This window comes from Alcaligenes sp. 13f (genome assembly GCF_020496585.1).
In the GTDB taxonomy this organism is placed as follows: domain Bacteria; phylum Pseudomonadota; class Gammaproteobacteria; order Burkholderiales; family Burkholderiaceae_B; genus Alcaligenes; species Alcaligenes phenolicus.
Map to the genome: position 1 here is coordinate 116,884 of NZ_JAHKKC010000008.1, position 18,803 is coordinate 135,686.

Consider the following 18,803-nt stretch of genomic DNA (forward strand, 5'->3'; position numbering starts at 1 on the left):
TTAAAGCACACACGCACTACTAAACAGCAGACTTATTCAAAGGCTGCTGCTGCTCGGCCCAGGCGGTCATTGACCGCCTGCCAGTCCGGCGTATCCGGGCAACGCTGCACCCAAATATGTTGGTACTGGCCTTGGTCCAGACGACGCAACATAGCGTACAAGTCCTGGGCATAAAGCTGCGCATCCGGGCTGCACACATACCAGTCGTGCACCTCCGCCGAAAATGGCGGCAAGGAGGCAAAAGCGACAATGGCCTGCTTGCCCCCCTGGCTCAAAGCAGCCTGCACCGCAGCCGCGCTGTCTTCATCAAACAAAGATAAAGGGGTACGAGGCGCATAGTGCGCTTTCAAGCTGCCCGAAACCTGTGGGGCTTGTTGATCCGGGCTGGCGGGTTCGTAGCCGATAACCTCGGCAATCATGGCGGCGCTAATGTGGCCAGGCCGCAAAAGCACGGCACCCACACCTTGATGAGTACGCGACACGTCCACAATGGTGGACTCGATGCCCACTTCCGACGGGCCCGCTTCCACAATCAGCAGTTCCTCTGCACCCATGTCCGCGAATTCATCGCGTACATGGCTGGCAGCCGTAGGCGATACCTGACCAAACTTGTTGGCCGAAGGTGCTGCTACTCCTGCCTGTCCGCTGGGCTTGAGTTCTGCCATGCGCTTGAGCAAAGCCTGTGCCACCGGATGGGAAGGGCAACGAATACCAATGCTGCTTTGCCCGCCACTGACCGTATCCGGAATAGCCGGATTGCGCGGCAAGATCAGCGTCAAAGGACCCGGCCAGAAGGCATCAATCAATTGCTGCGCCACGGGCGGAATATCCGTCACCCAATAACGCAAGTCGGCACCAGGGGCCACGTGCACAATCAAGGGATGATTCGCAGGGCGGCCCTTGGCCTTGTAAATCAGTTGCACCGCCGCCGGGTTTTCTGCATCCGCGCCCAGACCGTAGACTGTCTCGGTTGGAAAGGCCACCAGCCCCCCTTGTGCCAGCACACGGGCGGCTTGCTCTATCTGCTGCTCGGAAGGGCTACGGGTGGAATCACTCATGATCAAACGCGATACGCAAGGCAGCGGCGGCTCGGGCAGTGCGTTCACGCACTTGCTGATCCGACTCGCCCACAATATTGACGTGACCCATCTTGCGGCCAACACGGGCCTCGGCCTTGCCGTACAGGTGCAAGGACACGCCAGGCACAGCCAGCAAGGCAGCCCAATCAGGTTCACGCATCTGGCCCTGTTCATCAAACCAGATATCGCCCAGGATGTTGAGCATCATGGAAGGACACAAAGCGCTGGTATCACCCAAAGGCAAGGCCGCCATCACGCGGGCTTGCTGTTCAAACTGGCTGGTGACGCAGGCGTTCATGGTGTAGTGACCGCTATTGTGCGGACGGGGAGCCACCTCATTGGCTAACAAACGGCCATCTTCCAGAATGAAGAACTCAACACACAAGACACCCACGTAGTCCAGCGTACGGGCGATAGCGGCAGCCGCCTGACGTGCCTGCTCGGACAAGGCATCATCCTGAAACTGGGCGCTGATGGTGGACACGGCCAAAATGCCATCACGGTGCTCATTACGGGCACATGGGAAGGTTTTGACCTGATCGTCCAGGCCACGAGCCAGAACAACCGAAATTTCGGATTTCAAGGGTTGCAGGGCTTCCAGCACACAGGCCTGGGAACCGAACTCCTTGAAGGCAGCCAGCGCCTGTTCACGGTCTGCCACACGTGCCTGACCCTTGCCGTCGTAACCAAAACGCGCAGTCTTCAAAATGCCGGGGAACAAGGCGCTGTCAGCGGCCTGCAAATCGTCCAGGCTTTCGATGGCCGCATAAGGAGCCACCGGCACACCGGCCTGCGCGATAAAGGCTTTTTCACGAATACGATCCTGCACAATACCTACGGCATCACCAGACGGTGTGACTCGTGTGTGCTTGGCCAAGGTCAGCAAGGACTGCGCCGGGACGTTCTCGAACTCGGTACTGACGGCTTGGCTCAAGTCCCCCAGACGGGAAAGCGCTTGGGCGTCATCGTAGGCCGCACAGATATGCAGATCCGCCACCGCGCCTGCAGGGCTATGGGTGTCCGGGTCCAGCACGGCCACCTTGTAGCCCAGGCTTTGGGCGCTATGGCAGAACATGCGGCCCAGTTGGCCGCCTCCAATCATGCCCAGCCAGGAGCCAGGGACCAGAAGGGCAACATCAGTCATGGGGGTCATCATCACAAAATAAAATCAGGCAGTAGCAGGAGGAACACGCATAGCTCGGGCGGCCTCGGTCTGGCGGGCACGGTACGCAATCAGTTTTTCAGTCAGCACAGCATCGTTGACCGCCAGATTGGCAATCACGTGCAGCGCGGCATTGGCGGCACCGGCCTCACCAATGGCGAAGGTGGCAACCGGCACGCCCTTGGGCATTTGCACAATCGACAGCAGGGAATCTTCACCACGCAGGTAGCGCGAAGGTACAGGTACGCCAAACACGGGCAAGTGCGTCAGGGCAGCCAGCATGCCGGGCAAGTGAGCCGCGCCGCCTGCACCGGCAATAATGGCTTTCAGGCCACGGGCCGGAGCCTGGGCACCATAGTCCACCATATCAATCGGCATGCGGTGGGCAGAGACCACACGGCACTCATAGGACACGCCAAATTCGTCCAGAATGGCCACAGCCTGGCTCATGACATCCCAGTCGCTGGAGGAACCCATCACAATGCCCACTGTGGGGACCGCAGGAGTTTGTACGCTCATTAGAGATACGCCCTAAAAGGAAGAAGGCGCCATGCTGCCAGGCGCCTTGGTAAATAGAAAAACAGCAGGGTCCATCCAATGATGGGTTTTCCGGCGAGGCAGACTTTGCTCTGCCCATCGCCCTCCCCAAAAGCCCGGCTCGCTGTAGCTAAGTTGTCCAAGGACATGCAGCCGCTTGGCACCCTGCGGAGGACGAGCAGGCAGCTCGTTTACGGCGAGCGCCTGTCCGGGCTGCAAACCGTTCACGCTGTCAGGCGTTCCAGGGCTTCGCGGTATTTGTCAGCCGTACGCTCGGCCACCTCAGCAGGCAAGCGAGGAGCGGGTGGCGTCTTGTCCCAAACCTGGGTCTCCAGCCAATCGCGCACAAATTGCTTGTCGTAAGACGGTGGGCTGATGCCTTCGGCGTAGCTGTCGGCTGGCCAGAAACGCGAGGAATCCGGGGTCAGCACTTCGTCCATCAAATGCAGCTGGCCTTGATCGTCCAGGCCAAACTCAAATTTGGTATCGGCAATCAGAATGCCACGGCTGGCCGCATAGTCAGCAGCTTCGGTGTACAAACGCAAGGTCACATCACGGATTTGCTCGGCCAGCTCCTGACCGACTTCCTTGACCACATGGGCGAAATCCACGTTCTCGTCATGCGAGCCCATTTCTGCTTTGGCAGCCGGCGTAAACAGCACATGAGGCAGCTTGGCCGCTTGCTTCAGTCCTGCAGGCAAGGTGATGCCACATACCGCGCCGGTAGCCTGGTAGTCTTTCCAGCCCGAACCGATCAGGTAACCACGAGCCACCGCTTCCACCATGATGGGCTTCAAGCGCTTGACCACCATGGAGCGGCCTTCCACTTGGGCGCGCTCTTCAGGCGCCACCACATCAACCGGGTTCACGCCCGTCGTGTGATTAGGGATGATGTGTGCCAGCTTGTTCAGCCAGAACTCGGTCATCTGCGTCAAGACAGCGCCCTTGCCGGGAATGGGGTCGTCCAGAATCACATCGAATGCCGAAATGCGATCACTGGCCACAATCAACAACTTGTCCTCACCCACCGCATACATGTCCCGAACTTTGCCGCGCGCGAGTAGCGGCAGGGAGCTCAGGCTGGATTGATGTAAGGGCTCTTGCACGATTTCATCCTTAAAACGAAAACATCCCGCTGACTATGGATGCAGGCGGGACGACAATCCCGGCGCCTGCGGCACCGGGCAAAGACGCGGAGATCGGGGCGGGCAGTCGTGCTGCCCACTCCTGCTCCGCCTGACAAAATTACTGAACGATCTGGGACAGCTCGCCGGTGCTGTACTGGCGGGCGATTTCCTGCAAAGGAATGGCCTTGATCTTGGAGGCCTGACCGGCGGCGCCGAACTGCTGGTAGCGGGCCACGCACACTTTCTTGGCGGCTTCGCGAGCAGGTTTCAGGTATTCGCGTGGGTCGAATTTCTCGGGGTTTTCGAACAGGAAACGACGGATGGCAGCGGTCATGGCCAAACGGATATCGGTGTCGATATTGACCTTGCGCACGCCGTACTTGATGGCTTCCTGAATTTCTTCCACAGGCACGCCGTAGGTTTCTTTCATGTTGCCACCGAACTGGCGGATTTCAGCCAGCAGTTCCTGAGGCACGCTGGAGCTGCCGTGCATCACCAGGTGAGTGTTGGGCAAACGACGGTGAATTTCTTTCACGCGCTCGATGGACAGAATATCGCCGGTAGGCTTGCGGGTGAACTTGTAAGCACCGTGGCTGGTACCGATGGCGATGGCCAGTGCGTCCAGTTGAGTGCGTGTCACAAATTCAGCAGCCTGCTCGGGGTCGGTCAGCAACTGGTCCAGAGTCAGAACGCCGTCAGCGCCGTGGCCGTCTTCCTTGTCACCCTGCATGGTTTCCAGGGAACCCAGGCAGCCCAGTTCGCCTTCAACCGTCACGCCCAGCTTGTGAGCCATTTCGACCACTTTGCGGGTGACTTCCACGTTGTACTCAAAGTCGGCAATCGTCTTGCCGTCGGGCAACAGGGAGCCGTCCATCATCACGCTGGAGAAACCCAGCTCGATGGCGCCTTTGCAAATCTCGGGGGACTGGCCGTGGTCCTGGTGCATCACCACAGGGATGTTGGGGTAGGACTCGACAGCAGCTTCGATCAGGTGACGCAGAAACGCTTCGCCTGCGTATTTACGGGCACCGGCCGATGCCTGCATGATGACGGGGCTATCCGTCTCCGAGGCGGCTTCCATAATGGCCTGGACCTGCTCCAGGTTATTGACGTTGAACGCTGGAATACCATAACCGTGCTCGGCCGCGTGATCGAGCAGCTGGCGCATGGAAACTAGGGCCATGAGAAGACCTCCTGAAGACTAAAATAATTGAAAAACTTGGCCGGGCACGGTTCCGTGCACAGCCGATCGTTTGTAAGCGTGTTAACTGGCGGTCCGGCGCGCCGACTTGGGGCGGAACGCATTGACCACATGCTCGTGAGTTTGTGCGTAAGGTCCACCAATCAGGTCGATGCAATACGGGACAGCTGCAAAAATACCCGGCACCAATACTTGTCCGGTTTCCGTATCCCGTAATCCTTCCAGAGTTTCCTGAATGGCTTTGGGCTGCCCAGGCAGATTGATAATCAGAGCAGCGTGGTCCTGAATTTCTCGGATGACCGCAACTTGCCGCGACAAAATCGCTGTTGGTACGAATTTTAAACTGATTTGGCGCATCTGTTCACCGAATCCGGGCATTTCGCGCGTTCCAGCGTCCAGAGTCGCCTCCGGCGTCACATCGCGACGGGCCGGGCCGGTGCCGCCGGTGGTCAAAATCAGGTCGCAACCCGCTTCCACCAGCTCGACCAGAGTGCCGGTAATCTGGGCACGCTCGTCGGGAATCAGCCGCTCCAGATAGGCAGGCGCGACCGTCAAGGCCGAGTCCAGCCAACGACGCAGCGCCGGTATGCCTTGATCCTGGTACTGTCCGCTGGAGGCGCGATCCGAAACCGACACCAAGCCGATACGCAATTGATCCGGATGCTCGCGGGGAGACTGTCGATTGAATGTCATGCTTTTCCTTGGAAGCGAAATAAACTACAGGCCCTGAACGGGCCTGCCAATAGCACGATTGTAACGAATCGCAGTGGGGCTTAAATACAACGGCCGCCGTCTACCTCGATGCAGGTGCCGGTAATGAACTCGGCCTCGTCCGAGGCCAGATACAGCGCCGCTGCGGCCACGTCCTTGGGTGTGCAAAAACGTCCCAGCGGAATTCCCGCCAAAAAGCGGCTGCGGTTTTCCGGCGTATCGGGCATACCCATGAACTGTTCCAGCAACGCCGTGTCACCAATCACCGGATTAATGCAATTGACCCGAATGTTATCCGGCCCCAACTCTGCCGCCATGCCCTTGCTGATGGTCACGACTGCACCTTTGGTGCCGTTATACCAGACTAGTCCGGGGCGCGGACGCAAGGCTGCAGTGGACGCAATATTAATGAAGGAACCCGAGCCCTGGGCGCGCAGATAGGGCACAAAATGCTTCGCGGTCCAGTAAATGCTTTTCACGTTAACGGCATAGACCAGATCGAACTCGCTTTCGCTGACTTCCAGCAAAGGCTTGTTCCGATGCGTGGTGCCCGCATTGTTCACCACAATATGCAGCCCGCCGCATTCGCGCAGGGCAATATCCAACAGGGCATGAACTTCGTCCCCTTGCGAGACATCGCAAGCGGCAAAAATGGCCTGACCACCCTGTGCCTGAATCTGGGCTGCTGCGGCCTGCCCTTGCTCTGCATTCAGGTCGGCAATCAGTACACGCGCTCCTTCGCGTGCAAAGCGCTGTGCAATGCCCAGGCCAAAACCCGATGCACCGCCCGTCACGATAGCCACTTTGTCTTGCAATCGCATGTTTGTCTCCTTCTGCTTTTTATATAGAAATGGCGGCCTTGCGCCGCCATTGGTGAAACCTGTTTAGCGTTCAGCTGCCATGCTGCCAGAAAACCCGTACCGCCACAGCCGCGCTTACCCCTAAATACCCCTACGATCAGCTGGCCGCATGACGTAGCGCAACCGTTTTCAGGGAAGTCAGGGCGTACAAGGCTTCGAAACCCTTCTCGCGGCCTATGCCAGACTGACCCGTTCCGCCAAAAGGCAGCTCTACCCCGCCTGCTGCGCCGTAATTATTCACAAAGACCTGGCCGGCCCGCAGCTGTCTGGCCATACGCACCTGACGGGCCCCGTCGCGGGTCCAGACCCCGGCCACCAGACTGTAAGGCGTGCCATTGGCCATGGCGATGGCCTCTTCCTCTGTGCCGAAGGGCTGGGCGATCAGAACCGGACCAAAGATTTCCTCCTGCGCCAGTCGATGTTCAACAGGCACATGGCCCAATAAAACAGGTACCTGGTAGAAGCCACCCGCCGGGGCTTTGGAGTCCAGCTTGCCCTGGGCCAGCACCACAATACCGTCCTGGTCCAGATTCTCCAGATAGAAACGGACCCGTGCCTGCTGCTGTGCACTGATCAGGGGACCGCAATCCAGATTGTCACTGGCCGCGCCGGTCAGCAGCGCCTTGAAGGCTTCGGCCAGACGCTCGGTAAAGTCGCCATAGATAGCGCGCTGAATCAGCACCCGGCTGCCCGCCGAGCACGTCTGCCCCGCGTTCTGCACGATCGCATTGACCACGACCGGCAAAGCGGCATCCAGATCCGCATCCGAGAACACGATTTGTGGAGACTTGCCGCCCAGCTCCAAGGTGACCGGCACAAAATTCTGCGCCGCCTGCAAGGCCACCTGACGGCCCGTGCCGGGAGAGCCGGTAAAGGAAATGTGATTGATATCAGGATGTGCGGACAAGGCCTGCCCGGCCTCGCTCCCCAACCCCGTGCAGATATTCAGCACACCCGCTGGCAAACCCGCTTCGTGCAACAGCTCGGCCACCCGCAGCAAGGACAGGCTGGCATCTTCTGCCGGTTTCACCACGCAGGTATTGCCCGCTGCCAGGGACGCGGCCACGCTGCGCCCAAAAATCTGCAAGGGGTAATTCCAGGGAATGATATGCGCGGTAACGCCTAAGGGTTCACGCAAGGTAAAGGCCGTCATCTCCCAGCCCAGCGGAATGGTTTGACCATGCAACTTGTCCACCGCGCCCGCATAGAACTCAAAATAGCGGACAATGGCAGCAGCATCGGACTGGGCCTGACGCAAAGGCTTGCCGGTATCGCGGGATTCCAGCCGCGCCAGCTCCTCTCGGGCATCAGACAATGTTCGGGCGCAACGCAGCAACAACTGGCTGCGCTGAGCGGCAGTCAGGCGGCTCCACGGCCCCTGGCAGGCGCGGCGGGCGGCCTGTACGGCCCAATCAATATCCACCTCGGACGACTGCGCCAGGCGGGCGAAAGTCTCGCCTGTGGAGGGGTCGATAACCGGTAGCAAACCACCGCCCTCCGCGCCAAGTTGCTGTCCGTCAATCCAATTGCGACACTCCATGACCGCCTCCAATGCTATTGTTATCTCAGCCAATCGAGCCCTGCTCGAGATCATTCTACTCAAGGACTTGCTGCTTTGGACTCTCGACAACGTACTTTGCTCTTAGCGGGCGCTGGCGATCTGGGCACCCGCACCGGGAAGCTGGCCCGCCAACACGAATGGCCGGTGATCGGCCTGCGTCGCCACATCCCCCTGGACGATCACAGCGGAATTGAATGGGTGGAAGCCGATTTGAGCGAGCCCACCTCCCTGCGCCTGAAACACCGCAAAATCACCCACGTACTTTACGCTGTCTCTCCCGACCAGCGTAGCCAGGCTGCTTATGAGCGGGTATTTCTGCACGGTCTGGAAAACCTGCTCAACGAGCTGGACCTGAAAGCCCTGAAACGCTTTGTCTTTGTATCGTCCAGCGCCGTCTACGGGCCGAGCACTGAATGGGTGGACGAGAACTCGCCTACAGAGCCTACGCAATTCAATGGCCGAGTACTGCTGGAGGCCGAGCAGCTGCTGCACCACCGCATCCCGGCTCAAGCCGTCGTCATCCGCCCAAGCGGCCTGTACGGTCCAGGTCGTACCCAATTGCTGGACCGCCTGCGTGAAGGCCGTGCCACCGTGCCGGACGACCCGGAGCACTGGGCCAACCGCCTGCATATTGAAGACGCCGCGCGCGCCTGCTGGCACCTGCTGCGCACTCCCGCGCCCTTCCCTTGCTACATAGGTACGGATAGCCGCCCTTATCGGATTACCGAACTGTATGACGGACTGGCGGATCTACTGGAAGTGGCCCACCCAGAACGACGCCAATCCAATGAAGGTGGCAAACGCCTGAGCAACCAGCGACTGCTGGACAGCGGCTTTCAGCTGGATTGGCCGGATGCGATGCAAGGGTATGCTCAGTTGATTAAAGATGGGGCGTGAAGCGCAGTCCATGCTCTATCCACTCCACGTGCACAAGGATGAACATAGCGCCTATGGCGCGCGCTTCCCCGACTTCCCAGGCTGTTTTGCAGCAGCTGATGAATTACAGAATCTTGCTCGGGTTGCCCAAGAAGCGGTTAAGGCACACTGCTTCGGTGATAGCTCCCCCCTCCCCTCACCGACCACACCTGAAGACTGGTTAGAGCACGAGGACTATAAAGAGGGATTTTGGATGATGGTCGAGATTGAGCTATCCAAGTAGGCAAAAAACAAAAAAGCCAGCCAACTTTCGTTGACTGGCTTTTTCTTGCAAAGCAAAGACAGGCTTAAGCCTTGTCTTCCAACGCAGCCACGGCTGGCAAGCGCTTGCCTTCCAGGAATTCCAGGAATGCGCCGCCGCCGGTGGAGATGTAGTCCACATCTTCGCCGATGTTGAACTGGGCAATCGCTGCCAGGGTGTCGCCACCGCCAGCAATCGAGAAGGCCTTGGAGCCTGCAATCGCACGCGACAGGGTTTCGGTGCCTTGTGCGAAAGCCGGGAACTCGAACACGCCCAGAGGGCCGTTCCAGACCACTGTGCCCGCTTTGACAATGATGTCAGCGATCTGCTGAGCCGTTTGCGGGCCCACGTCCAGAATCATGTCATCGTCCTGGACCTGATCAGCAGCCTTGATTTCAGCCGCTGCATCGGCAGCAAAGGACTTGGCGCACACCACATCCACAGGGATAGGTACTTCTGCACCGCGCTCTTTCATGATGCGGATCACTTCGCGGGCTTCTTCCAGCTGGCTTTCTTCCACCAGGGATTTGCCCACGGACAGGCCGCTGGCCATCATGAAGGTATTGGCGATGCCGCCGCCGACCACCAGTTGGTCAACCTTTTCCGCCAAAGCGCGCAGGATGGACAGTTTGGTGGACACCTTGGCACCACCCACAATCGCAACCAAAGGACGGGCGGGCTGATTCAAAGCGCGGCCCAAGGCCTTCAACTCGGCTTCCAGCAAGGGACCGGCGCAAGCCATGGGGGCAAAGCGGGCGATACCTTCAGTAGTCGCTTCAGCACGGTGAGCCGTACCAAAGGCGTCGTTTACGTAAACGTCACACAAGGCTGCCATTTTGCGAGCCAACTCGGGATCGTTCTTCTTTTCCCCCACGTTGCAGCGGCAGTTCTCCAGCAAGACCACCTGACCGGGCGACACTTGCACGCCATCCAGCCAATTGCGACGCAGCTCAACGGGCATGCCCAACAACTCGGACAAACGTTGCACCACGGGTTCCAGCGAATCCACAGGCTGGCACTCGCCTTCTTTAGGGCGACCCAGGTGAGACGTGACCATCACCGCAGCGCCGGCATCCAGCGCCATGCGAATGGCAGGTACCGAGGCACGCACGCGCGTGTCTTCGGTAATACGTCCGTCTTGCAGAGGGACATTCAGATCAGAGCGGATAAATACCCGCTTGCCTCGCAGCGCGTCCGTTTCGGCCAGCGCAGACAAGGTCTTGATGCTTGTAGACATGGTTTTTTGTTCTGGGAATTAACGTGACAGGGGCGGGAAATCCCGCCCCTGCTATTCAGATCTTACTTGGCCGACATCAGTGCGATGGTGCTGTCGAGCATACGAATGGAGAAAGCCCATTCGTTGTCGTACCAGGCAGCCACTTTGACCATATTGCCGCCGGTAACTTTGGTCAGCAGGGAATCAACCGTGCTGGAAGCGGTGGTGTGGTTAAAGTCGATGGACACCAGAGGTTCGGTGCAGTAGTCCAGAATGCCCTTCATGGCGCCTTCCGACGCTGCCTTCAGAATGCCGTTCACTTCTTCAACGCTGGTGTTGCGGCTGGCCACGAAAGTCAGGTCAACCATGGACACGTTGATGGTAGGAACGCGCACAGCGTAACCGTCCAGCTTGCCATTGAGTTCTGGCAGCACCAGACCCACAGCAGCAGCCGCGCCGGTCTTGGTTGGGATCATGCTGCTGGTGGCCGAACGGGCACGGCGCATGTCCTTGTGACGCACGTCGGTCAGGACCTGGTCATTGGTGTAAGCGTGGATGGTGGTCATCAGACCGCTGACCACGCCCAGTTCCTTGTGCAAAGGAGCAACCAGGGGAGCCAGGCAGTTGGTGGTGCACGATGCGTTGGAAATAACGGTGTCGGTGCTCTTCAGAATGTCGTGGTTCACGCCGTACACGATGGTGGCGTCCACATCCTTGCCACCGGGGGCCGAGATGATGACTTTCTTGGCACCAGCTTGAATGTGCTCACCGGCTTTTTCCTTGGTGGTGAACGCACCGGTACATTCCAGCACCACGTCCACACCCAGTTCGGCCCAAGGCAGGGTCAGCGCATCGCGCTGGCTCAGCAGGCGGATACGGTCACCGTTGACCACCAGATGATCGCCATCCAGCGACACATCAGCGTTGAAACGGCCATGCACGGAGTCATAGCGAGTCAGGTGTTCGTTGATCTCGGCACCGCCCGAGGCGTTGATGGCCACGATCTCGATATCGTGTTTTTTGCCGTACTCGTAGTGGGCACGCAAGATCATGCGGCCGATACGACCATAACCATTGATTGCGACGCGAATCGTCATGTCAGACTCCAATTACAAAATTTCTTGAACGGCCGCAGCGACCTTCTCTGCTGTCAGACCAAAATGCTTGAACAGGACGCCAGCCGGGGCGGATTCGCCGTAGGTATCGATACCCACTACAGCGCCTTCCAGGCCCACGTACTTGAACCACAGACCTGTGGTACCGGCTTCAACCGCAACACGCGGGATGCCGGGTGTCAGGACCTGATCACGCCACTGCTTGTCCTGCGCGTCGAACAGGTTGGTACAAGGCATGGACACCACACGGGTCGCAATACCTTGCTGAGCCAGCTGCTCCTGTGCTTGCAGCGCCAAACCCACTTCCGAGCCAGTTGCCATGATGATGGCGCGCGCATCTTGCGCATCACGCAGCACGTAGCCACCACGACGGATGTTCTGGATGGTTTGCGCATCGCGCTCGACGAAAGGCAGATTCTGGCGCGACAAGAGCAAGGCGCTAGGACCACCGTCCTGTACGTCCATACCGATGCTGGTAGGACGCTCGACCGAGCAAGCCCAGGCCACCGCCGTTTCCGTGGTGTCGCAAGGACGCCAGACATGCAGGTTGGGGATCAAACGCAGGCTGTTGGCGTGCTCGATGGACTGGTGTGTCGGACCGTCTTCGCCCAGACCGATGGAGTCGTGGGTGAATACGTGCACAACACGCTGCTTCATCAAGGCAGCCATACGGATGGCGTTGCGCGAGTAGTCGGAGAAAGTCAGGAAGGTGCCGCCAAAAGGCAGGTAACCACCGTGCAGAGCCAGACCATTCATGATGGCGGCCATACCGAATTCACGTACACCGTAGTTGATGTGGCGACCGAAATGCACACCGTCGGCGTGGGCACGTACGGCTTCGGCACCCTTCCAGTCGGTGAAGTTCGAGCCGGTCAGGTCAGCCGAGCCACCCAGCATTTCTGGCAGCACATTGACCAAAGCGCTAATGGCCAATTGCGAGGCTTTACGCGACGCAATGGTTTCGGCTTTCTGAGCGGTTTCTTCAATAAAGGCCTGTACTTTGGCGCTGTAGTCGGCAGGCAGCTCGCCTTTCAGACGGCGAGCCAGTTCTGCGGCCAGTTCAGGGTAAGCCTGGCTGTAAGCGTCAAAGCGCTTTTGCCATTCCGCTTGCTGGGCGCCGCCTTTTTCGCGGCAATCCCAACCTTGGTAGACTTCCTGAGGAATTTCAAACGGTCCGTGGTTCCAGTCCAGTGCTGCACGGGTGGCGGCAATTTCATCAGCGCCCAGTGGGGCACCGTGAACCTTCTCGGAACCGGCGGCGTTAGGAGCACCCTTGCCGATCACGGTACGGCAGCAAATCAGGGTAGGACCCGTGCCCTCTTTCGCGTTGCGGCGAGCCTGTTCAATCGCGTTGTGGATCGAAGCGGCATCGTGGCCGTCAACAGCGCGGATCACGTTCCAGCCATAGCTTTCAAAGCGGGCGGGCGTATCGTCACCAAACCAGTTCTCGACCTTACCGTCGATGGAAATGCCGTTGTCGTCGTACATCACGACCAGCTTGGACAGTTTCCAGGTACCGGCCAAGGAACAAGCCTCGTGCGAGATACCTTCCATCAAACAGCCGTCACCAGCGAAAACCCAGGTCAGGTGATCGACCACATCGTGGCCTTCGCGGTTGAACTCGCGTGCCAGCAAGGCCTCAGCCAATGCAAAACCAACGGCATTGCCCAAACCCTGACCCAAAGGACCCGTGGTGGTTTCCACGCCAGCGGTAATACCCACTTCAGGGTGACCAGGAGTGCGCGAATGCATCTGACGGAAGTTGCGCAGCTCGTCCATGGGCAGGTCATAGCCACTAAGGTGCAACAAAGCGTAGATCAGCATGGAACCGTGGCCGTTTGACAACACAAAACGGTCGCGATCAAACCAGGCAGGGTCGGCAGGGTTGTGTTTCAGGTGCCGGGTCCAGAGAACCTGGGCGATATCGGCCATGCCCATGGGCGCACCGGGGTGGCCCGAATTAGCTTGTTGCACGGCATCCATAGACAAGGCACGGATGGCATTGGCTAGGGTTTTATCAGAGGCTGACGCAATATCCATTAGAAGCTCATTGGGGCGGCGGCGCGACAATTCCGACAGGCGGACGGCTCACGGCCCTGATTAGTTTATAAAACGCGCTATTTTAGCATTGCTGGCGCTAAATCGCCCCCACTTGAGCTGGGGCCTTGCGCTTTCTCCCCGAAGCCTGGGTACGGTATGCTTGTGCGGTTTTTTATGCTTGATGGTGTCTTGATATGGCAGCTCCCCGTTTCTACCACCCCCTGGACTTGACGGCCCAGACCGAGATCGCCCTGCCCGAGGCTCTGGCGCATCACGCTATCCGGGTGCTGCGTTTGAAGGACGGTCAGGACATTGTCCTGTTTGACGGGCGCGGAACCCAGTATCCCGCCACCTTGCGCATTGATGGCAAAAAGGGCTTTGCCAGCCTGGGCGATGCCCAAACACCTGTCCGCGAGCTGGCCGGTCGCATAACGGTGCTGCAAGGCATTGCCTCCAGCGACAAGATGGACTGGATTATTGAAAAAGCCGTGGAAATGGGCGTGAGCCGCTTTGTGCCGATTCGCGCGCAACGTAGCGTGCTGCAACTGAACGCGGAGCGGCAGGCCAAGCGTATGGGCCATTGGCAAAGAGTGATTGAGTCGGCCAGCGAGCAGTGTGGTCGCAACCGCTTGATGGAACTGTCAGCGCCGCTGACATTGGCCGAATATTTCCGCGAGGCGGAAACTGGCCTGCATCTGTTCTGTGATCCCGATGCGCCCAAACAGTTGGCGCAGGCCATTGGACCGCAAGATCAGGCCATGGCTATCTTGATTGGCCCCGAAGGCGGTTGGTCGCCCGAAGAGCAGAAGGTGGCACTGAGTGCCCAGGCTCAGGCGATTCGTTTCGGGCACCGCGTGCTGCGAACCGAAACCGCCGCCCTGGCGCTGACAGCAGCGATCAGCGCCTTGCAAGGCTGGGAGTAAGGCTTACTCCTCGTCCTGGCTGGAGTAGGAAGCAGGAGTCTCACCCGGTTCAGGGTCAGGATGCTTGCCAGCGTGCAGAACGACACATACAAAACGGCGCTCGTTATTCGAGGCCCAGGCATACACATCTTCACATACACCCAAAATAGCCTGGGCGTCTTTTTCCAATGCAGGATCACCACTGTGCAGATTGTCCAGCCATAGGGCCAGGCCTGCTTTCTGGTCCAGCACGGTGTCGCACAGGCAATCGTAGAGTGCATCCAGATTGCCGCCAAAAAATTCAGGGTAATCGACAGCCTTGGCGACTGCTCGCAACACAGCGGAACGATTGCGCGCACGATCGCAACTTACTTCCAGGGCGGTAAGCCCCTGGTCCTGTGCCTGCTCCAGAAAATCAGCAGCCGTCAGGCCCGTTGCGTCGAGCACGCCGCCTTGTTGCAAAACCTCTTGCAAAGTCAGGGATTGGCTCATCAGGACGCTTCCTTAAAAAACGCTAATACTTCTTCACGACGACTCATGGTATCGGTCTTTCCTAACTCGATCAGCTCTTGGGTGTAGCCGGACTCGAACAACAAATATGAAATTAATGCACCGCCTGTGGTCGGACCGGACTTTGAAGATACACCAAGTACTCGAAATAGGGTACGTGCAGCAGTTGGCATCTGATGAATATGCCGAGTGGCAATTTCATCCAGCGAGCGGCTGGGAGTGATGGCAAACGTGCTGACAGGACGCAGCGATTGGCTTTGTAATACATTTGCAGGCATATAGGCAAGCAATGTATTGATGCGTTCCATACGCTCAATATCCGTTGACACACTATCGAGGAATATGTTGGATAAAGCATAGCCACTGATCTGCGCCAAAGAGGGATAAGGCGGATCTTCGCACTCTTGCTCGTGGTAGGTGTTGTCCGCGTATCCCGTGCCCACAATCAGAACCTTGTGCGCCCCCAGATGAATCGCCGGGCTGATGGGTGCCAGCTGGCGCATCGTCCCGTCCCCGCACCACTGGGTTTGCTTGCCCACTTGCAAGGACTGGGCCGGAAACATGAAAGGAATCGCGCTGGAAGCCATCAGGTGATCCACCCCGATCACCCCGGGGATGGCGCGGCGCAGATTACGCGTCCAGGGTCGGATACGCTCGTCACACTGATAAAAAGTCAGGTGCTCACCCGTGGTGTAGGCCGCTGCCGTAATCGCCAGCGCGCCGACATGCTGCTGGGCCAGATTGCGCTGCAAGCGATCAAAGTCCAGGCTCTTTTCCAGCAGGTCCCGCAGCGGTGAGTTGTCCAGCATGGAGTGCGGCACATGGTCACGCAGACGCGGGGCCAGCCAGCCCAAGGCCAGCGTGGCCACCCAGTGCACACTGGTCGCCAGCAACTGCAAGGGGTCGGCATGAAAAATATCGTTGGTGCGCAGCGAGCCCCACAGCTGTTGTATATGGTCGACAGCCTCGTGAGGCTTGTCAGCACGGCAAGCCAATCCGGCAGCATTGATGGAGCCTGCCGAAGAGCCGCAAATAATATCGAAGGGATTGCGAAACTGAGGGTTGCGATCCGGGTCCAGCAGCTCCAGCAAACCGGCCAGCACTCCAGCCTGATACGCGCCGCGCGCCCCGCCCCCATTCAGGACCAAGGCCACAGGAGCGGGAGAGCGCTGGATCATGATAGCTATCAGCCTTCAGTAGCGACGTTGGCATCCACCACCGTGACCGCCGTCATATTGACGATACGGCGTACCGAGGAAGTAGACGTCATGATGTGAACCGGTGCCCGTGCCCCCAACAGGAAGGGACCGATCGCCACGTTGCCACCGGCAGCCGTCTTGAGCAGGTTGTAGGCAATATTGCCGGCTTCCACGTTCGGGCAGACCAGTAAGTTCGCCTCGCCAGTCAGGGCCGAGGTGGGCAGGATTTGATGGCGGGCCTTTTCATCCAGCGCGCAGTCGCCGTGCATTTCCCCGTCCACTTCCAGGCTGGGATCCAGCTTGCGCACACGTTCCAGCGCACCGCGCATGGTGACGGCGGCAGGCGAGTCGTTGGTTCCAAAGTTGGAGCTGGACAGCAGGGCCACCTTGGGTTCGATATTGAACTGGCGCATCTTGCGAGCCGCTGCCAAGGTAATCTCAGCTACCTGATCCGAATCGGGATCATGGTTCACGTGCGTGTCCGTCAAGGCCACGGTACGCTCACTGAGCAGCAAAATATTCATGGCCGCATAAGTCTCCACGCCCGGAGCTTTGCCAATCACCTGATCCACCAGTTCCAGATGGTTCTCGTAGCGCCCCACGGTGCCGCAGATCATGCCATCGGCATCACCCAGATGCAGCATCATGGCGCCGATCAAGGTTGGGCGACGGCGCATTTCCACACGCGCCATCTCTTTGCTGATACCGCGACGCGACATGATTTCCCAGTAGCTGGTCCAGTAACGGTGGAAACGATCATCTTGCTCGGGGTTGGTCACTTCCACATCAATGCCCAAGCGCAGACGCAGGCCATAGCGTTCAATACGCTGCTGCAGGACAGCAGGACGCCCCACCAGAATCGGGCTGGCCAGACCTTCGTCCACAATAATTTGTACCGCACGCAGGACGCGCTCGTCCTCGCCTTCGCTGAACACCACGCGCGACTTGGCACCGTCTTGCACCAGGCCACGGGCCAGCGAGTAAATCGGCTTCATGAAGGAGCCGGACTTGTAGACGAACTGGCGCAGCTGATAGATGTAGCTGTTCAGATCCGCAATCGGACGGGTCGCCACGCCCTCTTCCATGGCTGCTTTGGCAACGGCAGGCGCGATACGCACAATCAGGCGCGAGTCAAAGGGGCGGGGAATAAAGAAGGAAGGACCGAAAGACACTTCTTCCAGACCATAAGCGGCGGCTACGCCTTCATCCTGTTCTTCACGCGCCAGCTGACAGATGGCCAGCACAGCGGCTTTCTCCATACCGCGCGTAATCGTGGTGGCTCCCACGTCCAGCGCGCCACGGAAGATATAAGGGAAGCACAGCACATTATTGACCTGGTTCGGGTAATCCGAACGGCCGGTCGCCATGACCACATCGTCACGCACGGCGTGGGCATCTTCAGGCAGGATCTCGGGATTTGGATTGGCCAAGGCCAGAATCAGGGGCCGGGGAGCCATGTTCTTGAGCATCTCGGGCTTGAGCACGCCACCGGCGGACAAGCCCAGAAACACATCGGCCCCATCAATCACGTCACTCAAGGTACGGGCCTCGGTCTGTTTGGCAAAACGAGCCAGTTCAGGCACAGGATTACCGGGGCGACCCTCGTACAGCACACCATCAATATCGGTAACCCAGATATTTTCCAGCGGCAGGCCCATATCGATCATCAGGTCCAGGCAAGCCAGCGCGGCAGCACCGGCCCCGGAAGTCACCACTTTGACCTGCTTGATGTCTTTTTCCACCACGCTCAGGCCATTCAGAAAGGCGGCCGTCACACAAATCGCAGTGCCATGCTGGTCGTCGTGGAACACAGGAATACTCATGCGCTGGCGCAGCTTGCGCTCCACCTCGAAACACTCGGGCGCTTTGATGTCTTCCAGATTGATGCCGCCAAAGGTCGGCTCCAGGCCAGCAATAATATCTACCAGCTTGTCAGGGTCGGTTTCATTGATCTCGATATCAAAGACATCCAGACCTGCAAAGCTCTTGAACAGCACGGCCTTGCCTTCCATGACCGGCTTAGAGGCCAGCGCGCCAATATTGCCCAGGCCCAACACAGCGGTGCCGTTGGAAATTACCCCAACCAGATTGCCCCGACCGGTGTAGCGAAAGGCATTTTGCGGGTCGTTGACGATCTCCTCGCAAGCGGCCGCAACCCCAGGCGAATAGGCCAGTGCCAGATCGCGCTGGTTGGAGAGTTGCTTGGTCGGCGTGACCGATAACTTTCCGGGTCTGCCCTGCTCGTGATATTCCAGGGCTGCTTTCCGAAAATTGGCGTCCATGCTTATACCTACCCAAAAATCCATTCAAAACGGACCGGGATCGCCAGAGCGCTGCCATTGCCTGTCAGCGTGAATTCAAACAAGCGCGTGGCTTGATACGCTGAATGCTGTTCTTGTCTCCGAA

General features: G+C 58.7%; 17 protein-coding genes. 3 read left to right on the top strand and 14 right to left on the bottom strand.

What is annotated here, in order from left to right:
- Positions 1-32: 32 nt before the first annotated feature.
- The 8 genes from KOE80_RS09000 to KOE80_RS09035 all read right to left on the bottom strand — a co-directional run bounded on the left by KOE80_RS09000 (position 33) and on the right by KOE80_RS09035 (position 8,217).
- Complete coding sequence (locus KOE80_RS09000; RefSeq protein WP_226348938.1) at positions 33-1,058, bottom strand: L-threonylcarbamoyladenylate synthase; 1,026 nt, start codon at positions 1,056-1,058, stop codon at positions 33-35.
- Entirely contained in the window at positions 1,051-2,232 is a 1,182-nt protein-coding gene (locus KOE80_RS09005) for a 5-(carboxyamino)imidazole ribonucleotide synthase (RefSeq protein WP_413228929.1), read from the bottom strand. Before KOE80_RS09005 ends, KOE80_RS09000 begins: the two co-directional genes overlap by 8 nt.
- A 15-nt stretch (positions 2,233-2,247) precedes the next feature.
- Positions 2,248-2,760, bottom strand: coding sequence for a 5-(carboxyamino)imidazole ribonucleotide mutase (purE, locus tag KOE80_RS09010; RefSeq protein WP_226348940.1), 513 nt, complete (start codon positions 2,758-2,760; stop codon positions 2,248-2,250).
- Positions 2,761-3,002: 242 nt separating this feature from the next.
- Complete coding sequence (locus KOE80_RS09015; protein ID WP_009455127.1) at positions 3,003-3,884, bottom strand: phosphoribosylaminoimidazolesuccinocarboxamide synthase; 882 nt, start codon at positions 3,882-3,884, stop codon at positions 3,003-3,005.
- Positions 3,885-4,023: 139 nt separating this feature from the next.
- Complete coding sequence (gene fba, locus KOE80_RS09020; RefSeq protein ID WP_009455128.1) at positions 4,024-5,088, bottom strand: class II fructose-bisphosphate aldolase; 1,065 nt, start codon at positions 5,086-5,088, stop codon at positions 4,024-4,026.
- An 81-nt stretch (positions 5,089-5,169) separates the two neighbouring features.
- A complete protein-coding gene (gene mog, locus KOE80_RS09025; RefSeq protein WP_042483318.1) occupies positions 5,170-5,799 on the bottom strand; it encodes a molybdopterin adenylyltransferase in 630 nt (209 codons plus the stop codon).
- Between the two features lie 80 nt (positions 5,800-5,879).
- Complete coding sequence (locus KOE80_RS09030) at positions 5,880-6,638, bottom strand: SDR family oxidoreductase (RefSeq protein WP_009455130.1); 759 nt, start codon at positions 6,636-6,638, stop codon at positions 5,880-5,882.
- Positions 6,639-6,774: 136 nt separating this feature from the next.
- Positions 6,775-8,217 (bottom strand): aldehyde dehydrogenase family protein, encoded by a 1,443-nt coding sequence (locus KOE80_RS09035; RefSeq protein ID WP_226348941.1) that lies wholly within the window; start codon positions 8,215-8,217, stop codon positions 6,775-6,777.
- A gap of 75 nt (positions 8,218-8,292) precedes the next feature.
- Here KOE80_RS09035 and KOE80_RS09040 point away from each other — a divergent pair, with 75 nt between their 5' ends.
- Positions 8,293-9,135: an NAD-dependent epimerase/dehydratase family protein gene (locus KOE80_RS09040; RefSeq protein WP_080723725.1), complete on the top strand. Its 843-nt coding sequence runs from the start codon at positions 8,293-8,295 to the stop codon at positions 9,133-9,135.
- Positions 9,125-9,397, top strand: a complete 273-nt coding sequence (locus tag KOE80_RS09045) for a type II toxin-antitoxin system HicB family antitoxin (RefSeq protein WP_226348942.1) — start codon at positions 9,125-9,127, stop codon at positions 9,395-9,397. The genes KOE80_RS09040 and KOE80_RS09045 overlap by 11 nt, the downstream gene beginning before the upstream one ends.
- 64 nt (positions 9,398-9,461) lie before the next feature.
- Here KOE80_RS09045 and KOE80_RS09050 read toward each other — a convergent pair whose 3' ends face one another.
- From KOE80_RS09050 to tkt, 3 genes are all read right to left on the bottom strand, one after another.
- Positions 9,462-10,652 (bottom strand): phosphoglycerate kinase, encoded by a 1,191-nt coding sequence (locus KOE80_RS09050; RefSeq protein ID WP_319002401.1) that lies wholly within the window; start codon positions 10,650-10,652, stop codon positions 9,462-9,464.
- Between the two features lie 62 nt (positions 10,653-10,714).
- A complete protein-coding gene (gap, locus tag KOE80_RS09055) occupies positions 10,715-11,728 on the bottom strand; it encodes a type I glyceraldehyde-3-phosphate dehydrogenase (protein ID WP_009455139.1) in 1,014 nt (337 codons plus the stop codon).
- A 12-nt stretch (positions 11,729-11,740) separates the two neighbouring features.
- Positions 11,741-13,786, bottom strand: coding sequence for a transketolase (gene tkt / locus KOE80_RS09060; RefSeq protein ID WP_226348943.1), 2,046 nt, complete (start codon positions 13,784-13,786; stop codon positions 11,741-11,743).
- A gap of 194 nt (positions 13,787-13,980) precedes the next feature.
- Here tkt and KOE80_RS09065 point away from each other — a divergent pair, with 194 nt between their 5' ends.
- Entirely contained in the window at positions 13,981-14,709 is a 729-nt protein-coding gene (locus KOE80_RS09065) for a 16S rRNA (uracil(1498)-N(3))-methyltransferase (RefSeq protein ID WP_226348944.1), read from the top strand.
- A gap of 3 nt (positions 14,710-14,712) precedes the next feature.
- Here the strand turns inward: KOE80_RS09065 and KOE80_RS09070 are convergent, their stop codons facing one another.
- Genes KOE80_RS09070 through KOE80_RS09080 form a run of 3 tightly spaced genes read right to left on the bottom strand, consistent with a single transcriptional unit; the run spans position 14,713 to position 18,679 of the window.
- A complete protein-coding gene (locus KOE80_RS09070; RefSeq protein ID WP_226348945.1) occupies positions 14,713-15,180 on the bottom strand; it encodes a barstar family protein in 468 nt (155 codons plus the stop codon).
- Positions 15,180-16,376: a patatin-like phospholipase family protein gene (locus KOE80_RS09075; RefSeq protein WP_042483293.1), complete on the bottom strand. Its 1,197-nt coding sequence runs from the start codon at positions 16,374-16,376 to the stop codon at positions 15,180-15,182. The genes KOE80_RS09070 and KOE80_RS09075 overlap by 1 nt, the downstream gene beginning before the upstream one ends.
- An 8-nt stretch (positions 16,377-16,384) precedes the next feature.
- Positions 16,385-18,679 carry an NADP-dependent malic enzyme gene (locus KOE80_RS09080; protein WP_086069022.1) on the bottom strand — a complete coding sequence of 765 codons (2,295 nt, stop codon included), beginning with the start codon at positions 18,677-18,679 and terminating at the stop codon, positions 16,385-16,387.
- Positions 18,680-18,803: the final 124 nt, after the last annotated feature.